At 67.9% G+C, this 16716-nt stretch carries 17 protein-coding genes and 1 pseudogene; 8 read left to right on the top strand and 10 right to left on the bottom strand.

Annotation, left to right across the window (positions count from 1 at the left end; genetic code table 11):
• The 5 genes and pseudogenes from D9T14_RS09605 to D9T14_RS09580 all read right to left on the bottom strand — a co-directional run.
• Positions 1–382 (bottom strand): annotated as a pseudogene (locus tag D9T14_RS09605) (IS1634 family transposase); the annotation flags it as partial.
• 442 nt (positions 383–824) lie between these two features.
• Positions 825–1091 carry a hypothetical protein gene (locus D9T14_RS09595; protein WP_119162003.1) on the bottom strand — a complete coding sequence of 89 codons (267 nt, stop codon included), beginning with the start codon at positions 1089–1091 and terminating at the stop codon, positions 825–827.
• A gap of 168 nt (positions 1092–1259) precedes the next feature.
• The gene (locus D9T14_RS09590; protein ID WP_197720608.1) at positions 1260–1700 is read right to left on the bottom strand and encodes a hypothetical protein; all 441 of its coding nucleotides are present in this window, start codon (positions 1698–1700) and stop codon (positions 1260–1262) included.
• A gap of 161 nt (positions 1701–1861) precedes the next feature.
• Positions 1862–2770: a ribokinase gene (locus D9T14_RS09585; protein ID WP_119162004.1), complete on the bottom strand. Its 909-nt coding sequence runs from the start codon at positions 2768–2770 to the stop codon at positions 1862–1864.
• Between the two features lie 94 nt (positions 2771–2864).
• Positions 2865–3953 carry a LacI family DNA-binding transcriptional regulator gene (locus D9T14_RS09580; protein WP_119162005.1) on the bottom strand — a complete coding sequence of 363 codons (1089 nt, stop codon included), beginning with the start codon at positions 3951–3953 and terminating at the stop codon, positions 2865–2867.
• A 196-nt stretch (positions 3954–4149) separates the two neighbouring features.
• Here D9T14_RS09580 and uriH point away from each other — a divergent pair, with 196 nt between their 5' ends.
• The 5 genes from uriH (at position 4150) to D9T14_RS09555 (ending at position 8876) form a co-directional block, all read left to right on the top strand.
• On the top strand, positions 4150–5091 hold the full coding sequence (gene uriH, locus D9T14_RS09575; RefSeq protein WP_119162006.1) for a uridine-preferring nucleoside hydrolase UriH: 942 nt from the start codon (positions 4150–4152) through the stop codon (positions 5089–5091).
• A gap of 62 nt (positions 5092–5153) precedes the next feature.
• Entirely contained in the window at positions 5154–6524 is a 1371-nt protein-coding gene (locus tag D9T14_RS09570) for a NupC/NupG family nucleoside CNT transporter (protein ID WP_119162007.1), read from the top strand.
• 118 nt (positions 6525–6642) lie between these two features.
• Complete coding sequence (locus D9T14_RS09565) at positions 6643–7590, top strand: nucleoside hydrolase (RefSeq protein ID WP_119162008.1); 948 nt, start codon at positions 6643–6645, stop codon at positions 7588–7590.
• A 270-nt stretch (positions 7591–7860) separates the two neighbouring features.
• A complete protein-coding gene (locus tag D9T14_RS09560; RefSeq protein WP_119162009.1) occupies positions 7861–8571 on the top strand; it encodes an AzlC family ABC transporter permease in 711 nt (236 codons plus the stop codon).
• A complete protein-coding gene (locus tag D9T14_RS09555; protein ID WP_119162010.1) occupies positions 8568–8876 on the top strand; it encodes a branched-chain amino acid transport AzlD family protein in 309 nt (102 codons plus the stop codon). The genes D9T14_RS09560 and D9T14_RS09555 overlap by 4 nt, the downstream gene beginning before the upstream one ends.
• A 154-nt stretch (positions 8877–9030) precedes the next feature.
• Here D9T14_RS09555 and D9T14_RS09550 read toward each other — a convergent pair whose 3' ends face one another.
• From D9T14_RS09550 to D9T14_RS09540, 3 genes are all read right to left on the bottom strand, one after another.
• Positions 9031–9690, bottom strand: a complete 660-nt coding sequence (locus tag D9T14_RS09550; RefSeq protein WP_126464305.1) for an ankyrin repeat domain-containing protein — start codon at positions 9688–9690, stop codon at positions 9031–9033.
• Between the two features lie 89 nt (positions 9691–9779).
• The gene (locus D9T14_RS09545; RefSeq protein WP_119162012.1) at positions 9780–10448 is read right to left on the bottom strand and encodes a hypothetical protein; all 669 of its coding nucleotides are present in this window, start codon (positions 10446–10448) and stop codon (positions 9780–9782) included.
• A 290-nt stretch (positions 10449–10738) separates the two neighbouring features.
• Entirely contained in the window at positions 10739–11344 is a 606-nt protein-coding gene (locus tag D9T14_RS09540) for an FMN-dependent NADH-azoreductase (protein ID WP_119162013.1), read from the bottom strand.
• Positions 11345–11744: 400 nt separating this feature from the next.
• Between D9T14_RS09540 and D9T14_RS09535 the strand changes: the two genes are divergently transcribed.
• From D9T14_RS09535 to D9T14_RS09525, 3 genes are all read left to right on the top strand, one after another.
• Positions 11745–12338 (top strand): hypothetical protein, encoded by a 594-nt coding sequence (locus D9T14_RS09535; RefSeq protein ID WP_119162014.1) that lies wholly within the window; start codon positions 11745–11747, stop codon positions 12336–12338.
• A gap of 99 nt (positions 12339–12437) precedes the next feature.
• Positions 12438–14765: a glycoside hydrolase family 31 protein gene (locus D9T14_RS09530; RefSeq protein WP_232012390.1), complete on the top strand. Its 2328-nt coding sequence runs from the start codon at positions 12438–12440 to the stop codon at positions 14763–14765.
• A gap of 112 nt (positions 14766–14877) precedes the next feature.
• A complete protein-coding gene (locus D9T14_RS09525) occupies positions 14878–15459 on the top strand; it encodes a hypothetical protein (RefSeq protein WP_119162016.1) in 582 nt (193 codons plus the stop codon).
• Positions 15460–15501: 42 nt separating this feature from the next.
• Here D9T14_RS09525 and D9T14_RS09520 read toward each other — a convergent pair whose 3' ends face one another.
• Both D9T14_RS09520 and D9T14_RS09515 read right to left on the bottom strand, forming a co-directional pair.
• Entirely contained in the window at positions 15502–15900 is a 399-nt protein-coding gene (locus tag D9T14_RS09520; RefSeq protein ID WP_119162074.1) for a winged helix-turn-helix transcriptional regulator, read from the bottom strand.
• Between the two features lie 105 nt (positions 15901–16005).
• A complete protein-coding gene (locus tag D9T14_RS09515; RefSeq protein WP_119162017.1) occupies positions 16006–16623 on the bottom strand; it encodes an NADPH-dependent F420 reductase in 618 nt (205 codons plus the stop codon).
• Between the last annotated feature and the right edge of the window lie 93 nt (positions 16624–16716).

Below are 16716 nucleotides of genomic sequence, written 5' to 3'. Positions count from 1 at the left end.
GCTCGGCCTCGAAATACAAGGTCGTCACATCATAGAGAACAAGAGTGAGATTCCCATCAACACGAGCATTCTCGAAACACAGCCTTGAGATCTTTGAACGATAATCCTCGGCCTGAACCCGAGCCAGACAACGGAACACGGACCGCAACCCGGCATGCGGGATCCCCAAGGAGTCGAGCTCGCGGATGCTACCGGCCTTCGAGGTCGGCTTGATCACCCGCGCCAACACCAGCTGAGCGAACACGTCATCTGCGAGAACCTCGAAACCAAGATCGGTATAGACACGGCGCAGGCTGTCCCATAACGCGGTCGAACCCCTGCCAGTGATGGTCAACGACCTCGAGACCGCAGCCGGTGACAGAAAGTCCAGCTCGTCCTGCAACGGCGCAAGCTTCCGTCTCGCCGCGACGACAAGGGCAAACAGTTCCTCAGGGTGTGAGCCGACCCGAGATGCTCCAACACCCGGTCACGCCCATCCCGATACTCCGCGATCTGAACAGCCGTCGCACCCGAGGCCGTTCTCACCTTCCGAACGTACGCCACACCACCCCTCCAACAACCCGATTAGTGTGTGAACCACACTAACCAACCCCGCTCTCACCAGGCAAAACACCCACAAACACCCACCAACCAACCAAAAGTGGCACGAGTCAGGCCGGAATCGACGTCGCCAACGGCCGCCCGGTGCGCGGCGGTCGCCGTCACACCAGCCCCTCGGTCTGTTCGAGCAGCGCGGTGTTCTCGGCAGCCAGGCGGGTGGTGCGCTCGTGGAGCCGGGAGAGTGCGTGGGTCAGGAAGGCCATGAAGTTGGCGGTGACGAGCGCTCATGCGGGGGCTCCGGCGTAGAAGTGCTGCGTTCCGGGCCCGCCGGCTGGTTCGATGACGCCTTCGTAACCAGCCGGCACGGCCTCCGGCGAGGACGTGTCGATGGTGACGAGCAGCGCGTGTTCCTGCGCCAGAGCCCGGATCTCCAGGCATGGGGGGATCGCCAGGCACAGCGCGATGACGGCGGCGCTGATCGTGACGCTGATCCGGCCAGTGCCGGGGAAGGGATTGTCTCCGGTCGGGGGAGAACTTGCCGACCATGGCACGCACCCGGTGCCAGAAGGTGAACGGTCGTGCTGCGCCGTGGGTCCTGTGATGGCCGGCTCGCTCGCTGGGCGCCCGGTACGGGACGCGGGGCTCAAGCCGAGCCGCTGGGAGCGACGCCTGCTGCGGGGGTGCTCCGGGGAACTGGGACGGTCAGGGCAGGGGGCTGCTCACTGGCCTTGCTTCATCCAGTCGGGAGTCGCCTTCGGGTCGCGGGGGAAGAGCTTCAGCTCGTCGGCGACGTCCTCCGGGCCGTAGGGCGGGTTGAGTACGGGCTCGTGGTCGTAGTCGAAGTCGGAGACGAGCTGGTAGTCCTGTTTGTTCATGGTGAACACGCCTCGGGTCCAGGTGCCGCCGCCGGGACGGGCCATGGCGGTGCGCACCTGGACCGCGGGCTCCACGACCTCCCGAGGGACGATGTTGTCCTTCCAGCCGCCCCGACGCATCAGCCCGGAGGAGCGCAGGGTGCGGCTGTGCACGCCGGCGCGCGTACCGACGGCCTGGACATCGATGGACATCTCCTCAATGTGGGAGGAGCGCATCCAGCGGGCGCAGGCGTCAGAGAGCGCCTCAACGGCCTGCATCTGTGCTTCGAAGGACCACTCGGTCATGAGTTCCCACCCCTGCTCCGCTCGGGTCGACCCGAAGTCGTCGTTCCCTGAAACGACACGATCCTGCTCATCGCGGTGCGGCGGCATGGAGCGACACAGGTCTCCGCTGCTCGTGCTGTCACCGTTTCGCCCTCGGCTGCCATCACGCGGTTCCGAATGGTTCAGGGGGCTTGCAGGGGTTCGATCCCGGCGTAGGAGACGGCCGCGCCCTCGGCGAGAACGGCGGTCGATCCCGCGCGCACCCCCGCCCGGACGGCCTCGGGGAAGTCCCAGCCCATGGCGAGTGCGGCTGCGAGCGCGCCCACGGCGGCATCGCCCGCCCCCGTCGTATCGACGACGGGGCCCAGGCGCAGTGCCGGCACGTGCTCGCTCCGATCGCCGTCCGACCATGCCGCACCATGTCCCCCCAGGGTCACGAGCGCCAGACGCGGGCCCAGGTCCACGACGGCGGCCGCCGCATCGAGGGCGCTGTCGGCGTCCTGGGGCGCCGGACGGCCGAGGACGATCCCGGCCTCGGTCTCATTGACGACGACGCAGTCGACCAGGGCGAGAACCTCGGGGGCGACCTCGTATGCGGGGGCGATGTTGAAGACGGTCCGGGCGCCGACCTGGTGCGCCCAACGGATCACCTGCTCGTTGACCTCGGCGCCGATCTCCCCCTGCAGGACGATGACGTCCTCGCCGGACGGTTCGACGGCCTCTCGGGCCTGCTCGGCCGTCACTCGCCCGTTGGCGCCCGCGTCGAGGATGATCGTGTTCTCGCCGGAGGCGCTCACGGTGATCAGGGCGATGCCCGTGGTGGCGTCCTCGTCGACGAGCAGGTGCGACACGTCGACTCCGTGCGAGGAGAGCTCATCGACGAGGACCATTCCCGCTTGGTCGGCTCCCACCCTGCCGATGAAAAGGCTCGGTGCGCCGGCGTGGGCGGCCGCGGCCGACTGGTTCGCGCCCTTGCCGCCGAGCCGGTACGTCAACGATGTGCCCAACAGGGTCTCCCCGGGCTCGGGCAGGCGGTCGACCGTGACCGTGATGTCCTGGTTGATGGATCCGATGACGATGACGCGTCCCATGAGTGGTCCCTCTGTTCGGTAGTTGCTGGATGCCATGGGCCCGGGGCGGTGCTCCGTTCCCCGATCGGTGGCTCGGTTGTGTTGAGTCGCTTGGTCATCCGGCGGGCGGCGCGGCAAGGGACTCCCGGGGTATCAGCGAGGTCTCGATCCGCACCGAGCCCGGTCTGTCGCCGCCGATCGTGGCGGACAGCATGGCCACCGCCTTGCTGGCGAGTTGCTCCGGATGCTGGGTGATGGCAGTGATGGCTGGGGTGAGGAGACTGAAGACGTCGAGATCGTCGAAGGAGACGAGCGAGACCCCACGATCACCGATGACTCGTCCGGCGTCACGAAGGTGGCCGAACGCACGAAGGGCGTGCCTCGAGTGACCGAAGATGGCGGCCGTCGCCCCGTCGTCGAGGAACGAGTCGAGCTCACGGAGCCAGCCGTCGTCATCGAGAGGGGCTGCGATCACCATGCGCGCGTCTCCCCCCGGCAGGAGTGCGTCGCCGGCGTTGTCGAAGGCGAGGAGACGTTCTCGTCCGGTCGAGGAGTCGAGAAGGGAACCGACGTAGACGATCCTCCGGTGGCCGAGATTCCTGAGGGCCTCCACGGCGGCGTACACGCCGGGGAGGGGGTCGGCGTCCACGGATGGGGCCTTGAGCTCGTCGAGTGTTCGATCAACGGTGACGAAGGGGATCTGTTGATCCCTGAGTTGCTCGAGCATCGGCGTCATCCCTCCGAGGGGGACGACGATGAGGCCATCGACCTGCTCCTTCAGAAGGGTCCGCAGGTGCTGGTCCTGCTGGTCCGGATCCTCCTGCGAGGAGGCGATGAAGACCGTGACGCCGTCGTCCAGACCCTCCGACTGAATGGACTGGGCGAGCCCAGCGAAGAAGGGATTGCGGATGTCGGGCACGATCAGGCCGATCGCGTTCGTGCGGGAGGTGCGCAGCGAGCGGGCCCTCAGGTTGACCTGGTAGCCGAGGCTGAGGGCGGCGGCTCGGACCTTCTCGCGAGCGGCCGCGGAAGTGGCCGGGTGGTTGGTCAGAACCCGCGAGGCGGTTCCGAGCGATACGCCGGCGAGCGCGGCGACGTCCTTGATGGTCGGGCGGGCGCGAGGAGCCCTGTTCACGGACTGCGCCTCGATGCCTTGTGAGGAACCCGTCGGGACCGTCGGCCCGGGCTCATTGGGATTCGTCATCGGCCACCCCCTTGTGGAAACGTTTCCAAACGTGCTAGAACTATCGCACGAGCCGACCGGATCGTCAAGACTGCACGACGACCGACATCGATCGACCGTCGAGAGCAGGGCGAATGGGAGGTTCACGGCCCGGGGCGACGACCCGACGAAGTGAAGGCGTTACAGGGCCACACGACGCGAACGAAGGAGTTTCATCGTGGCAGCATCAATCATCCTCGACTGCGACCCGGGGCACGACGATGCGATCGCCATCCTCATGGCGCTCGGCAGCCCGCAGATCGATCTCATCGGCATCACCACGGTCGGTGGCAATCATGGCCTGGACAAGGTCACGTACAACGCCCGTGCGGTGTGCGAGGTGGCCGGTTTCCCCGAGGTGCCCGTGCACGCGGGTGCCCGCCGGCCGCTGATCCGTGAGGCGATCGACGCGGCCGGTATCCACGGGGAGACCGGTCTCGACGGCGTGGAGCTTCCCGAGCCGACTCGCGCGCTCCCCGATCGGCATGCGGTCGACTGGATGATCGGCGAGATCATGGCCCGCGAGCCCGGGACGGTCGTTCTGGTGCCGACGGGCCCGCTGACGAACATCGCACTGGCGGCCCGGCTCGAACCCCGCATCGTCGACCGCGTCAAGGAGGTCGTCCTCATGGGCGGTGCCCACGGGCCCGGCAACGCCACGCCCGTGGCTGAGTTCAACATCCTGTGTGATCCCGAGGCCGCGCACATCGTCTTCAACGAGTCGTGGCCGGTGACGATGATCGGGCTGGACGTCACGCACCGTGCGCTGTGCACCCCCGAGGTCCAGGGGCGGCTCTGCGCCGCCAACCCGAGGCTTGCGGGAGTCGTCAACGGGCTCATGGATTTCTTCCGCGCCACCTACCAGGACCAGCAGGCCTTTCCCGATCCGCCCACGCACGACCCGTGCGCCGTGGCACACGTCATCGACCCGACGATCGTCCAGACCCGCCGCGCACCGCTCGACGTCGAGATCCGCGGGCAGGCCACCTATGGCATGACCATCGCCGACATGCGGGCCGAGGAGGACCCGGAATGCCGGACCAGGGTCGGCACGGACCTGGACGTCGAACGCTTCTGGAACACCGTCGAGGACGCCTTCCGCCGGCTGCCCCAGGGCTGATCGCCTGACGGCGAACTCCATCCCACCATCAGCAAACCATCATCATCCCCGAAGGATCTCTCATGTATCTCGCACTCAACGTCGTGGGGATCATCGTATTCCTCGCAATCGGCCTGGTCTTCTCGCACGACCGCAAGAAGATCGACTGGAAATCCGTCGGTATCCTTGCGGCGCTCAACGTGGCGCTGGCGTGGATCCTCACCAGTTTCCCCTGGGGCCGGGCCGCTGTCCAGGGGGCCGCGGCTGCCTTCAACGAGCTCGTCGACGTCGCATGGGCGGGCATCAACTTCGCGCTCGCCAACTGGGTCGGCGCTGATGGCGTGAATCCGGAGCCGGTGAACTTCGTGGTCTCCGCGTTGCTCCCGATCCTTCTGATCCTGCCGATCTTCGACATCCTCACCTACATCGGTTTCCTGCCGTGGCTCATCAAGTGGATCGGCCGCATCCTGAGCTTCATCACCCGCCGACCGAAGTTCGAGACGTTCTACTCGATCGAGATGATGTTCCTCGGCAATACGGAGGCCCCCGTCGTCTCCAAGCTCCAGCTTCAGAAGATGTCACCGGCCCGCAACGTCGTGGTCGCGATGATGACGATGAGCTGCGTGACGGCATCGATTCTTGCCGCGTACATCCAGATGATGCCCGCCGAGTACATCCTGACCGCCGTCCCGCTCAACTGCCTCAACGCACTCATCGTGACCTCGATGCTCTACCCCGTCGACGTCACGGCGGAGGAGGACGTCATCTACACCTACGAGGACGGGTTGGCGGAGGACGCGGAGAAGCAACTCGTGCCGGCCGGCGTCGCAGCGGAACAGGCGCCGGAGGCTCAGCCCGCCGAGACCTCGCCCGCCGCTGGTGCGGCTGCGAAGCCGGGGACCGGCGGCTGGCCGGCGAAGATCTTCAAACGGGACCCGAACCGGCCCAAGAAGGAACCCTTCTTCTCCTTCCTCGGCGATTCCATCCTCAACGGCGGCAGGCTCGTCCTCATCGTCACGGCGAACGTCATCACCTTCGTCGCTCTCGCGGCTCTCATCGACAAGATCCTCGGTGCCATCTGGTCGCCCCTGTCGCTCGAGTCGATCCTCGGTGTCTTCATGTTCATCCCCTCGCTCCTGCTCGGGCTCGACCCGGCGACCGCATGGGACATGTCGCAGATCATGGGCCTGAAACTCGTCACCAACGAATTCGTCGCTATGGGGCAGGTCACGGACACCATCACCACGTTCTCCCCGCATCACCAGGCGGTCCTCACGGTGTTCCTCACCTCCTTCGCCAACTTCGGAACCCTCGGCATGATCATCGGCACCTTCAAGGGCATCGTCGACAAGGAGCGCAACGAGCTCATCGCGAAGAACGTCGGCCGCATGCTCCTGTCGGGAATCCTCGTCTCCCTGCTGTCGGCGGGCATGGTCGGACTCTTCGTCTGGTGACGGGAACGGACCTGGTCCCCCTCTGCTCCGGGAAGGGCCGACTGCTTCCCCGCTCGATGCCCCGAGCCGGCTCCTCCGGAACCACTGACACGCAAGAACCCACGGAAAGGAGAGCAGCATGACCAAGAAAATCATTCTCGACCTCGACACCGGGATCGACGACGCGCTCGCGATCGCCTACGCCCTCGGAAGCCCGGAGCTCGAACTCATCGGCATCACCGCCACGTACGGCAATGTCACGGTCGAGCGGTCGGTACGCAATTCACTGGCCGTTCTTCAGATGCTGGGGCGCACGGATGTGCCGGTGTTCGCCGGGGTCGGCCACTCGATGACCGCCGATTCCTTCACCCCGACCGAGATCTCGACCTTCGTCCATGGCCAGAACGGCATGGGCGAGGTCGAGATCCCCGATGCGAAGCGCCCCGTCGAGCACCAACCTGCCGTCGACTTCATCATCGAATCGGCACACCGGTACGGCGAGGAGCTCGTGTGCATCCCGACCGGGGCGGCGACGAACATCGTCACAGCCCTCGAGAAGGACCCGGCGATCAAGGGCCTCATGGGGCCGATCGTCATGATGGGCGGCGCGCTGACCACCGAGGGCAATGTGAACGCATGGACGGAGGCGAACGTCAGCCAGGACCCCGAGGCCACCGACCGGCTGTTCCGGTCCGGAGCCAGGGTGATCATGATCGGCCTGGACGTCACCCACCAGACCCTCCTGACCAAGGCCGAGACCTCGACGTGGCGCGACTTGGGCACGGAGGCCGGCCGCTGCTACGCGGACATGACGGACTACTACATCGATTTCGAGACAAGGGCCATGGACATCGCCGGCTGCGGTCTGCACGACCCGCTCGCCGTCGCCGTGGCCGCCGATCAGAGCCTGGTCACCCTGCTCCCCATCAACATGCAGGTCGATCTGGAGGGGCCGACCCGGGGACGCACCATCGGCAGTCTCGAGGGGCTGTCGGATCCGGTGAAGACGGTTGAGGTCGCGGTGCAGGTCGACGTCGAGCGCTTCCTCGGGGAGTTCATGGCGCGAGTCGGCTCCGTCCTGACCTGACCGCGGCGTCGCGGTCCGGCCGACCCGTGACCCGGCATCATTCCATGGTGCCGGGCATGGGTCGAGAGGCTGCCGGCACGCCGGGCGGGGAGGGCCGTGCCCGTGCCCGAGGCGGCTCCGTGCCCTCCCCGCGCATGACTTTCGAGGGCCACCGTCGCCGGACTCGCCCGTATCCCCGGGTGCGGGCCGAGAGCCTGTGCGCTGGGGGAGACCGGCTTCGAGGGGTGGGATGACTCGGCGACGGGTCCCCTGCGCGCGTAGGGTGTCGCAGTGACCGGACGCGAGGAGATCGCCACCGCCATGCGGGATTCGATTCCCATCATGGTCGGTTACTTCTTCGTGGCCATGGCCTTCGGGCTGTTCTGCGCCCGCGGCGGGATCCCCCCGGCGATGGCCGGGCTCATCTCGTTCACCAATGTCTCCTCCTCCGGTCAGCTGGCGGGGGTGACGGTGATCATCAGCGGTGGCTCGTGGCTGCAGCTCGCCCTGGGGGTCTTCCTGGTGAACCTGCGGTACGTGCTCATGGCGATCTCGCTGGGCCAGCGGCTGGGACCCGGGGCCGGCAGCGTGCAGCGCATGCTGCTGGCGTGGGGCATCACCGATGAGATCTACGCGCTGGGGATGTCACGTACACGGCTCACCGTCGTCTCCTATCTGAGCGGCTGCGTCCTGCCCATCGTCGGGTGGACCAGCGGATCGGTGCTCGGCGGCCTGGTGGGCGACGCGCTCCCGGCCCGGCTCACCGCGGCCTTCGGTCTGCTCATGTACGTCATGTTCGTGGCGATCGTCACCCCGGTCGCCGCCCGGGCACGTCCCGTGCTGGGCGCCGTGGCGGGCGGCGCCGGGATGAGCGCCGTGCTCGCCGTGTGGACCGACCTGGCCTCGGGGTGGCGGATCATCGTCACCGCCCTGGTGGTCTCGGCGGTGCTCGCCACCATCGCCCCGGTACGAGCGTCGGACGAGCAGGGGGCGCAGGCATGAACCTGTGGTTCGGCGTGGCGATCATGGCCGTCGTCACCTATCTCATGCGGGCCGTCCCCCTGCTGGCCATCCGGCGACGCATCACGAACCAGTGGGCGCTCAGCTTCCTGCACTACCTGCCCTACGTGGTGCTGGCGGCGATGGCCTTCCCCGCCATCCTCACCGACGCCCCCTCACTCGCCACCGGGCTCGTCGCCCTGGGGGTCGCCCTCGTGCTCGGCTGGCGCGGCCACGACCTGTCGGCGGTGGTCCTGGGCGCCGCCCTGGCCATCGGCGCGGCCGAGGCCCTTCAGCTCCTGACCTGAGGTACGGCCCGTCCTGTCGGGTCGAGGCGGGGACGGCGCCCGGTTCGGGTGCGCGCACCGCGGGCGATCGGTACATCGGATCCGGCCGGGGTGACGCGTCCCCCGCGGTGAGGCGAAGTCGCGCCGACTCGCGGCCGGCAGAGGGCCCCTGCGTTCAGCCGACACCGGGGATCATTGACTGGCCGTCCATTCCGAGGGGCGGGGTCGTGGTGCCGTGCCATCCCACGATGACCCGCCGGAAGTCATCGACCCAGACCGGCACACTCGCGGTGATCACCGCGACCCCGCCGCCGTAGCAGACACGGTCGTCGTGCGGCGGGGTCCAGGCGGTGCCCTGAGAGAAGGCATTGCTCGACGGCAGCATCGAGGAGTCCGGAGGGGGCGTCCACAGGTGACGGGCGTTCTCGCCGGCCCGGTCGAGGAGTGCCGCGAGGCCACCGTGCCCCCGCGCGGTGGCCACCTGGGACGGGGCCATGCCGTCCTTGTCGGTGAGGTGGATGTCGGCTCCCCACCGGATAAGTTCACGGCACGCCGCCTCGCGCCCCCAGAACGCGGCCTGGTGGAGGAACGACCAGCCCGAACGCGGCTTGACGTGGTGGGCGCACTCGCGGGCGAACATCTCGTGGCGCCCCCACGCCTCCTGTACCGTGCGCCAGTCTCCCGCCCTGGCCAGCTCGTAGGCCATCTGCACGTCGCGGTCCACCAGGACATCCCGCGCCACCAGCAGGGACGCCCGGTCGCCCTCGGGGGCCTCGGCGCAGATCCGGTCCAGGTCGGCGAGGGTGTTCACCAGGTCGGGCAACTCGTGTTCCATGAGAGAACGGTAGCCACCCGCCGGTTCGCTGAGCCCGGCGGGTTCATGCCCGTGGGACGGTGCCGTCTCCCCTCCGTCGGGCGGCGGGCTCAGAGGGATCCGATGACCGCGTCGGCGAGCTCCTGCGCGCGGCTGGTGGAGGCGGCGTCGATGAACGCGGCGAAGAAGGTGTGCTCCCCGTTCTTGAAGACGACGAGGGCCGAATGGTGCTTCTGCCCGTCGCCCCCCGTCCCGGTGAGGACGTAACGAACGGCGTCGGCGCCGCTCCCCGTCGTCACCCTGGCGTACTCGCCGGAGTCGATCTCACGGTCGGAGAGGAACTCCTCAGTGAACTCCTCCTCGCTGGGCAGCCCGTCGAGCTCCTCGTCCGTCTCCTGTATCGCGGCGAGGTTCTCCGCGTGACCCGCCGTGTCGGAGGTGTCGACGCCGATGAGCGAGAAGCGTTCCAAGCCCATGGTCAGGGCCTCCGGCGTCATCCCACGGGCCTGTGCGATGCGTTCGACGAGGGCATCGTCCGAGACGTTATCCCTCGTCAGGGTCTCCCAGCTGGAGGGGATGGCGATGGAGAGCCCGGTTTCGGGCACCTCGGTGCGGGTGTACCCGTCGGGGACGGTGGGGGTGGGTGAACTGGCCGCCTGGCTGGACTCCGCGGAGCCTGTCGTGGTGTCCGACGTGGTGGAGCAGGCCGACATCGACAGGGTGAGAGCGGCGGCGGAGAGGGCGGCGGCGATGCTTGCAGCACATGATTGGCGTTTCATGGGATCTCCAGGGGTTTGGGGCGTACGTCGAGCATCGTAGGCGATACCGCCACCGGATCGCCCATGGGGGCAACCGAGGGATGTCGTGCGCGCATGGCCTTCCTCCCGCACATCCTGCGGACGTGACGAGCCCCGGTGCGTGGAACCCGCCGCATGCGGGCCCACGCACCGGGGCCTGAGACCTCGCGCCGACCGGTTGCGGGCCGCAGGAGAACGCCCGGGGCCGGCCTGGGACGGTGACCGTACGCTGCCGCGCCGGGACGGTGCCTCGTCCCCTCGACGCGCGTGACTCAGAAGTCCTTGGCGATCTCCTCGATGCGGGCCAGGGCCGCCGCGGTGATCTCCGCGTCCTTGTCCGGCGCGTAGTCCTGGCCCTCGATGAACACCGAGGTGATGTCGGTGATGCCGGTCAGCCCCAGCACCTGCTCGAGGTACTTCGAGCCGGGCTCGTTGCCGCCGTAGGCCCCTCCGTTCGACTGGATGTGCAGTACCTTCTTGCCCGCGGCCAGGCCGGCCGGGCCCTGCTCGGTGTACGCGAAGGTCTTGCCGGCGACACAGATCGTGTCGATCCAGGCGTGCAGCCGCACCGGCAGGTTGAGATTCCACAGCGGGTTGGCGATGACGATCTTGTCGGCGGCCAGGAACTGGTCGGTGAGGGCGTCGAACCGAGCGGCCTTCGCCCGGGCCTCGGGAGAGGGCTCGGTGCCGTCGGGGCGCAGATGGGCCACGATGTCGGCGTCGATCTCGGGCACGGAGCCGTCGTAGACGTCCAGGACCTCGAGGGTGTCGCCGGGGTGGGTGGCCGAGTAGACCTCGATGAACCGGTCCAGGCCCTTCATCGAGTGCGAGCGGGTGGCGTCGAGCACGTGGGCCCTGACGATGAGCACTGTCGTCATGTCTGCTCCTTGGGTTGCGGGGGTGGTTCGTTCGTGCGATACGCAAGAGCGAGACTATCGTCACCACCGCGCGTTTCAAGTTTCAATGAAACTCTGTGCTCGCTTACCCGGCTCATCACGTCCAGCAGATCCCAGGTTCTCTCAGGGGTATCACCGACGCCGTCCAAGGGGGAGGGCAACTGGGGCCGGGAGGCCGGATGTCTGTGCGGAGCCGTGCTCGGCTGCCGCGTGATGCGTCGTTCGGATAGGCCGACATCTGTTGTGATCGGCCGTCTGCCTCCAAGCCGGCTCGTCGCCTCCGGTCCTCCGGCAGGCGGCCGGGTGTATCGTTCAGCGGGAACACCCCGCACTGCCCCGCCTATGACGGTGGCACACGATCAGGACAAGGCAGACACCTCTCATGAGCGCACTCGACCCCCCTCCGAGCTACCAGACGCGGTCCCAGGTCTCCCCGGACGAACTCAACCGGATGTTCTCCGGCCTGGATGCCGGTGAGGACATCCTCTACACCTTCGAGCCCACGAGGTCGAAACGATCCAGAATCTGGCTCCTGGTCATCAGCTCAGTGATCCTCGTCGGCGCTCTTGTCGCCGCCCTCATCACCAGGGAGATCCTCGCCTGGGTCATCGTCGTCGCGGCCTTCGCCGCCGTGGTGCGTGCGATCGCCTACAACTCCATCCAGAAGGCCCCCGTCAGGGTCGTCATCAACAGCCGCGGCGTCGTCCACGACATGCTCAAGGACGGCGGGTGGGTGAACAAGTTCACGTACCGCTGGTGCGACCTGGACAAGGTCGAGGTGGTCGCCATCAAGTCGGGCCGCACGATCAAGGTCTGCCAGCTCAGACCCAAACGCGGCGTCGGCAAGGAAACCGTCGTCTCGTTCCCGGACTATGTCATCCGTGACGTGCAGGAGAGGGAGCACGTCTGGTTCCTCATGCAGCAGGCCCACATGCGCTACTACGAGTGGTCGAAGCAGTTCCCGGCCGCCAACTGAACGTGCACCGCCGCCCCGGCTGAACCCCATGACGCCCCGGCCGACAACCGCTAGGCTGGCCAGCGGATGCCATGATCAACCATCGACAAGGGGGATCACATGGGGATGGAGGAGTCCGGGAGGCTGCAGCTGAGCGGCGCGAACTGGCGGATCAGCGTTCTCGGCGAGCACCTGCTGCGCTACGAGTGGAGCCCCCAGGGCGTCTTCGAGGACCGTCCCACCCAGGTCGTGACGAGGCGCCCCTTCACTCCCGTCCGCGCCCAGGTACGCGACGAGCCGGGCCTCGTGCAGATCATCACCGCCGCCTTCCAGCTCGACTACGACGGCACCGAGCCGGCGCCGAGTTCCCTTCGGGTCAAGGGCCGCGGCGACTACGAGTCGGCGTGGCGTTACGGCCAGCCGCTGCCCAATCTGTTCGGTCCCGCCCTGGGACTGGTCTCGAACCTCGGCGGCACCGCGCGCACCCTCGACGGGGCGGACGGTCCCATCGGCATGGGCGATGGCCTCGTCACCCGCAACGGCATCTCGGTGCTCGACGACTCGGACTCGCTCGTCGTCGACGGCGACCGGCTTGTCGCCAGGGCCCCGGGCACCGTCGACGTCTACGTCTTCGTCCACGGGCTCGACCACGCCGGGGCCGTCGACGACTTCTACCGCATCGCGGGAGCCCCGCCGCTCATCCCCCGCTGGGCCTTCGGCAACTGGTGGAGCCGCTACCACGCCTACACGCAGGACGAGTACGAGCAGCTCATGGACCGTTTCGCCGCCGAGGGCATCCCCTTCTCGGTCGCCGTCGTCGACATGGACTGGCACCTCACCGACATCGACCCCGCCTACGGGCACGGCTGGACCGGGTACACGTGGAACCGGGAGCTCTTCGGAGACCCGGACGGCTTCCTCGCCGGGCTGCACTCCCGGGGCCTGCGCGTCACGCTCAACGTGCACCCGGCCGACGGCATCCGCGCCTACGAGGACTGCTATCCGGCGGTGTGCGAGGCCATGGGGCGGGACCCCGAGGCGGGGCTCCCGGTGGAGTTCGACCTGTCCGATCCGGTGTTCACGAAGGCCTACTTCGAGCAGGTGCACCACCCGCTGGAGGACATGGGCGTCGACTTCTGGTGGATCGACTGGCAGCAGGGCACGGTCGGGGTCGACGGCGTGGACCCGCTGTGGCGGCTCAACCAGCTGCACACCGCCGACATGGCGGCCCGGGGTCGGCGTCCACTCATCCTGTCCCGCTATGCCGGGCCCGGGTCCCACCGTTTCCCGGTGGGTTTCTCCGGCGACGCCGTCGCCTCATGGGCCTCGCTCGCCTTCCAGCCGCGGTTCACCGCGACGGCGGCGAACGTCGGTTACGGCATGTGGAGCCACGACATCGGCGGGCACGTCTTCGGCGCTCACGACGACGAGCTGGCCACCCGCTGGCTGCAGTTCGGCGTCTTCTCCCCCTTCACCCGGCTGCACTCGAGCGACGACCCGTTCGCCGGGAAGGAGCCGTGGAACTACGGGGCCGTCGCGCGCTCGATCATGACCCGCTTCCTTCGCCTGCGCCACGCGCTCGTGCCCTATCTCTACACCGAGTGGGCCACCGGGGCGCCGCTCGTACGGCCCGTCTACCACGAGTGGGGCGACCGATTCGAGTCCTACGAGGCGCCCGGCGAGTACCTGCTCGGGCGTGACCTGCTCGTCGCGCCGATCACCCGGCCCCTCGACAAGGCCTCGCAGACCGCGGCGACCCGCGTCTGGTTCCCGCCGGGTGTGTGGGTGGACGTCTTCTCGGGCCTCGTCTACCGGGGCGATCGCTTCCTCACCGTGCGCCGGGGTCTGAGGACCATCCCGGTGTTCGCCCGCGCCGGCTCGATCATCCCGACGGCCACCGGCGCCTCCACCGACAACCCGGACGAGATCGAGCTGCTCGTCGTGCCGGGCGCCGATGCCTCCTACCAGCTCGTCGAGGACGACGGGGCCCTCGAGCCCGCCACCGCCCGCACGCTCATCGAGTGGGACCAGGCAGCACGAGTGCTGACCGTGCACCCGGTCGAGGGGGCCGCCGAGGTGGTCCCGGCGCGGCGGCGCTGGCGGGTGCGGTTCGTCGGCGCGGAGTCCTCGTCGGCCGGTGCGGACCACTCGATCGACCTCGGCGAGGCGCCGGTCGCGAAGGGCCTTGCCGCCCACCTTCCCGAGGGATCCGATCTCGGTTCCAACGAACCCGTCCGGCGCATCCACGAGCTGCTCGTCGCCGCCCAGTGCGCGCACACCGCGAAGAACTTCGTCAGTGAGCTCGTCGCCGCCGCGGGTCCGCTCGACCAGCTCGTCGCGCTGCGTGAGGCCCGGGTGCGCGGCATCGTTCACGGTGAGGCCGCGCCCCTGCCCGAGGACCTGGTCGAGGCGGTCAGCGAGATCATCGTCGCCGACCCCGGTCGCTGACCACCTCCTCGTCCCGACGGCCGACCGCGCGGGCCGGGATCGTACGGCGATTCCGACCGGCCCTCGCCATCGGCGCGCGAGCACCGCTGTTGTTTCGGTACGATCAGTTCCGATGAGAGACGAACGCGGGTCCTGGGCGAGCCGGGCCTCCGCAGACCTGAGCGTCGAGGAGGCTCTCGCGCACATCGACACCGGCCGGCCCCTCGTCGTGACGTCCGACCGCTCCGGGGCGCAACAGGATCTCCTGTTGCTCAGCGCAACCGGTGCTGTCCTGGCATTCTTCTTCCTCGGTGTCCTCGCCCCGCAGGCAAACCACCCTGTGCTGGTCGGGGTTCTCGGCGGCATCGCGGCGTTGTCGATCATCGGCGGCTTCGCAGTGAACATGAGGATGATCCGGCCCCGCCGGCTCACGCTGAGCACCGTCGGGATCGTTCAGGAGGAACTGGTCAGGGGCACCTGGCGGCGTGAGTACGCCTATCGCTGGTATGAGATCTCACAGGTCACCGTGGGCCGCATCGGACGGTCGAACAAACGCATCTGTCGTCTGAGCGTCCCGGCCGTGCCGGGCAGGAAGGCGGCAGGCATTCGGGTGCCCTACATCGCCTTCGGTGAGAACCCCGAGCGGGCCTGGGCCGTCATCGCCCAGGCCCACCGGCGCTATCTGGAGTTCTCCCGCCGGGAGGCAGTGTTGTAGGGGCGCCAGCTGGTGAGTGCGCTGGGGCTGCTGCGGGCCGGGTCACGCTTCGTGGGCGGCGTCGTACGAATCACGCGCGGCAAGCACGTCCTGCATGTGGCTGGTCGCCCATGCCTCGACCTCCCGCAGAATACCCGCCAGATCCTGCCCCGCCGGGCTCAATTCGTAGGTGACGCGTGGGGGCGTCTCGGCGTACTGCTGCCGCAGGACCAGGCCATTGCGTTCGAGTCTGCGCAGGGTGCTGGTCAGCATCTTCGTGGAGATTCCATCGACACGCAGGGAGATCTCGGTGAACCGCTGCGGCGTTCCGGCGTCGTACAGCGCCCCGATGACCAGGACCGTCCACAGATCGCCGAGGAATTTGAGGAGTCGCCGCGATGGGCAGGCTCGGGAATAGGGGTTGAAGGGGCCCCCAGCCGCTCCACTGGTCGTCTCGGTCATGGCCACCCCCCCAGGACATCCTTGGGGGCCACTCTACTGAAGCGGCGCACATCAGTGCTGTCGGGGGGCGAGTCCCCGACAGCACTGATGTGGTGCCTGGCATCGTCATGCGGTGATGAGCAAGCCGTCCGTCCAGCTGATCTGCTCGGTGAGGGCCAGGTGCATGCCGACTGCGCCGACGGCCTCCAGCCGCACGGCATTGGCGAGGCCGCCACCGTCGGCGAATGCCAGCCCGCCGCCCTCGACGAGCGAACGCACAGTGGCCTTGGCGTCGTCGTCATCGCCTGCGGCGAGGACGACGGTAGTCGCACCGTTGGAGGCCTTGCCGGTGGCGATCGTCGCGGCGAAGTTCGTGTTGAAGGCCTTGACGACCCGGGCGTCGGGCAGCTTGGCGGCGATCTCGTCGGCAGCTGACGTGCCAGCGGGGAGCACCGAGGCCAACTCGGGGATGGTCACCGGATTGGTGGGGTCGACAACGATCTTGCCGGCGAAGGCACTCGCGCCGTACTGATCGAGCACATCGGCCACGGCAGGGTAGGGGAGGGAGAGGACGACGACGTCACCGGTGATGGGATCTCCCAGCCGGGAGACGGTGACGTCCCCAATGCCCACGGCCTTGGTGGTGTCTCGGGCGAGTACCTGCACATCGGTATCCGCCGCGACGAACACGGAGGCGACGGCCGAGCCGATGCTGCCGACGCCGATGACTGAAACTGATGTCATGGGATTCTCCTCCGGGATCGAGAGCAATAATACTTTTTAATATAAAGTGACTTTATATAAGAAAGCTACTTTATGCAAGAGAGTATTGTTTGC

The organism is Propionibacterium australiense (genome assembly GCF_003666605.1).
Classification (GTDB): domain Bacteria; phylum Actinomycetota; class Actinomycetes; order Propionibacteriales; family Propionibacteriaceae; genus Propionibacterium; species Propionibacterium australiense.
The sequence above is the reverse complement of the archived record's forward strand: the minus strand, read 5'-3'. Positions and strand labels throughout refer to the sequence as shown.

What these genes read in the sequence shown, in the direction of transcription:
- D9T14_RS09590 (WP_197720608.1), bottom strand. Translation starts at nt 1,700, where the DNA reads ATGACCGAGTGGTCCTTCGAAGCACAGATGCAGGCCGTTGAGGCGCTC.
- D9T14_RS09585 (WP_119162004.1), bottom strand. Translation starts at nt 2,770, where the DNA reads ATGGGACGCGTCATCGTCATCGGATCCATCAACCAGGACATCACGGTC.
- D9T14_RS09580 (WP_119162005.1), bottom strand. Translation starts at nt 3,953, where the DNA reads ATGACGAATCCCAATGAGCCCGGGCCGACGGTCCCGACGGGTTCCTCA.
- D9T14_RS09570 (WP_119162007.1), top strand. Translation starts at nt 5,154, where the DNA reads ATGTATCTCGCACTCAACGTCGTGGGGATCATCGTATTCCTCGCAATC.
- D9T14_RS09565 (WP_119162008.1), top strand. Translation starts at nt 6,643, where the DNA reads ATGACCAAGAAAATCATTCTCGACCTCGACACCGGGATCGACGACGCG.
- D9T14_RS09555 (WP_119162010.1), top strand. Translation starts at nt 8,568, where the DNA reads ATGAACCTGTGGTTCGGCGTGGCGATCATGGCCGTCGTCACCTATCTC.
- D9T14_RS09550 (WP_126464305.1), bottom strand. Translation starts at nt 9,690, where the DNA reads ATGGAACACGAGTTGCCCGACCTGGTGAACACCCTCGCCGACCTGGAC.
- D9T14_RS09545 (WP_119162012.1), bottom strand. Translation starts at nt 10,448, where the DNA reads ATGAAACGCCAATCATGTGCTGCAAGCATCGCCGCCGCCCTCTCCGCC.
- D9T14_RS09540 (WP_119162013.1), bottom strand. Translation starts at nt 11,344, where the DNA reads ATGACGACAGTGCTCATCGTCAGGGCCCACGTGCTCGACGCCACCCGC.
- D9T14_RS09535 (WP_119162014.1), top strand. Translation starts at nt 11,745, where the DNA reads ATGAGCGCACTCGACCCCCCTCCGAGCTACCAGACGCGGTCCCAGGTC.
- D9T14_RS09530 (WP_232012390.1), top strand. Translation starts at nt 12,438, where the DNA reads ATGGGGATGGAGGAGTCCGGGAGGCTGCAGCTGAGCGGCGCGAACTGG.
- D9T14_RS09525 (WP_119162016.1), top strand. Translation starts at nt 14,878, where the DNA reads ATGAGAGACGAACGCGGGTCCTGGGCGAGCCGGGCCTCCGCAGACCTG.
- D9T14_RS09520 (WP_119162074.1), bottom strand. Translation starts at nt 15,900, where the DNA reads ATGACCGAGACGACCAGTGGAGCGGCTGGGGGCCCCTTCAACCCCTAT.
- D9T14_RS09515 (WP_119162017.1), bottom strand. Translation starts at nt 16,623, where the DNA reads ATGACATCAGTTTCAGTCATCGGCGTCGGCAGCATCGGCTCGGCCGTC.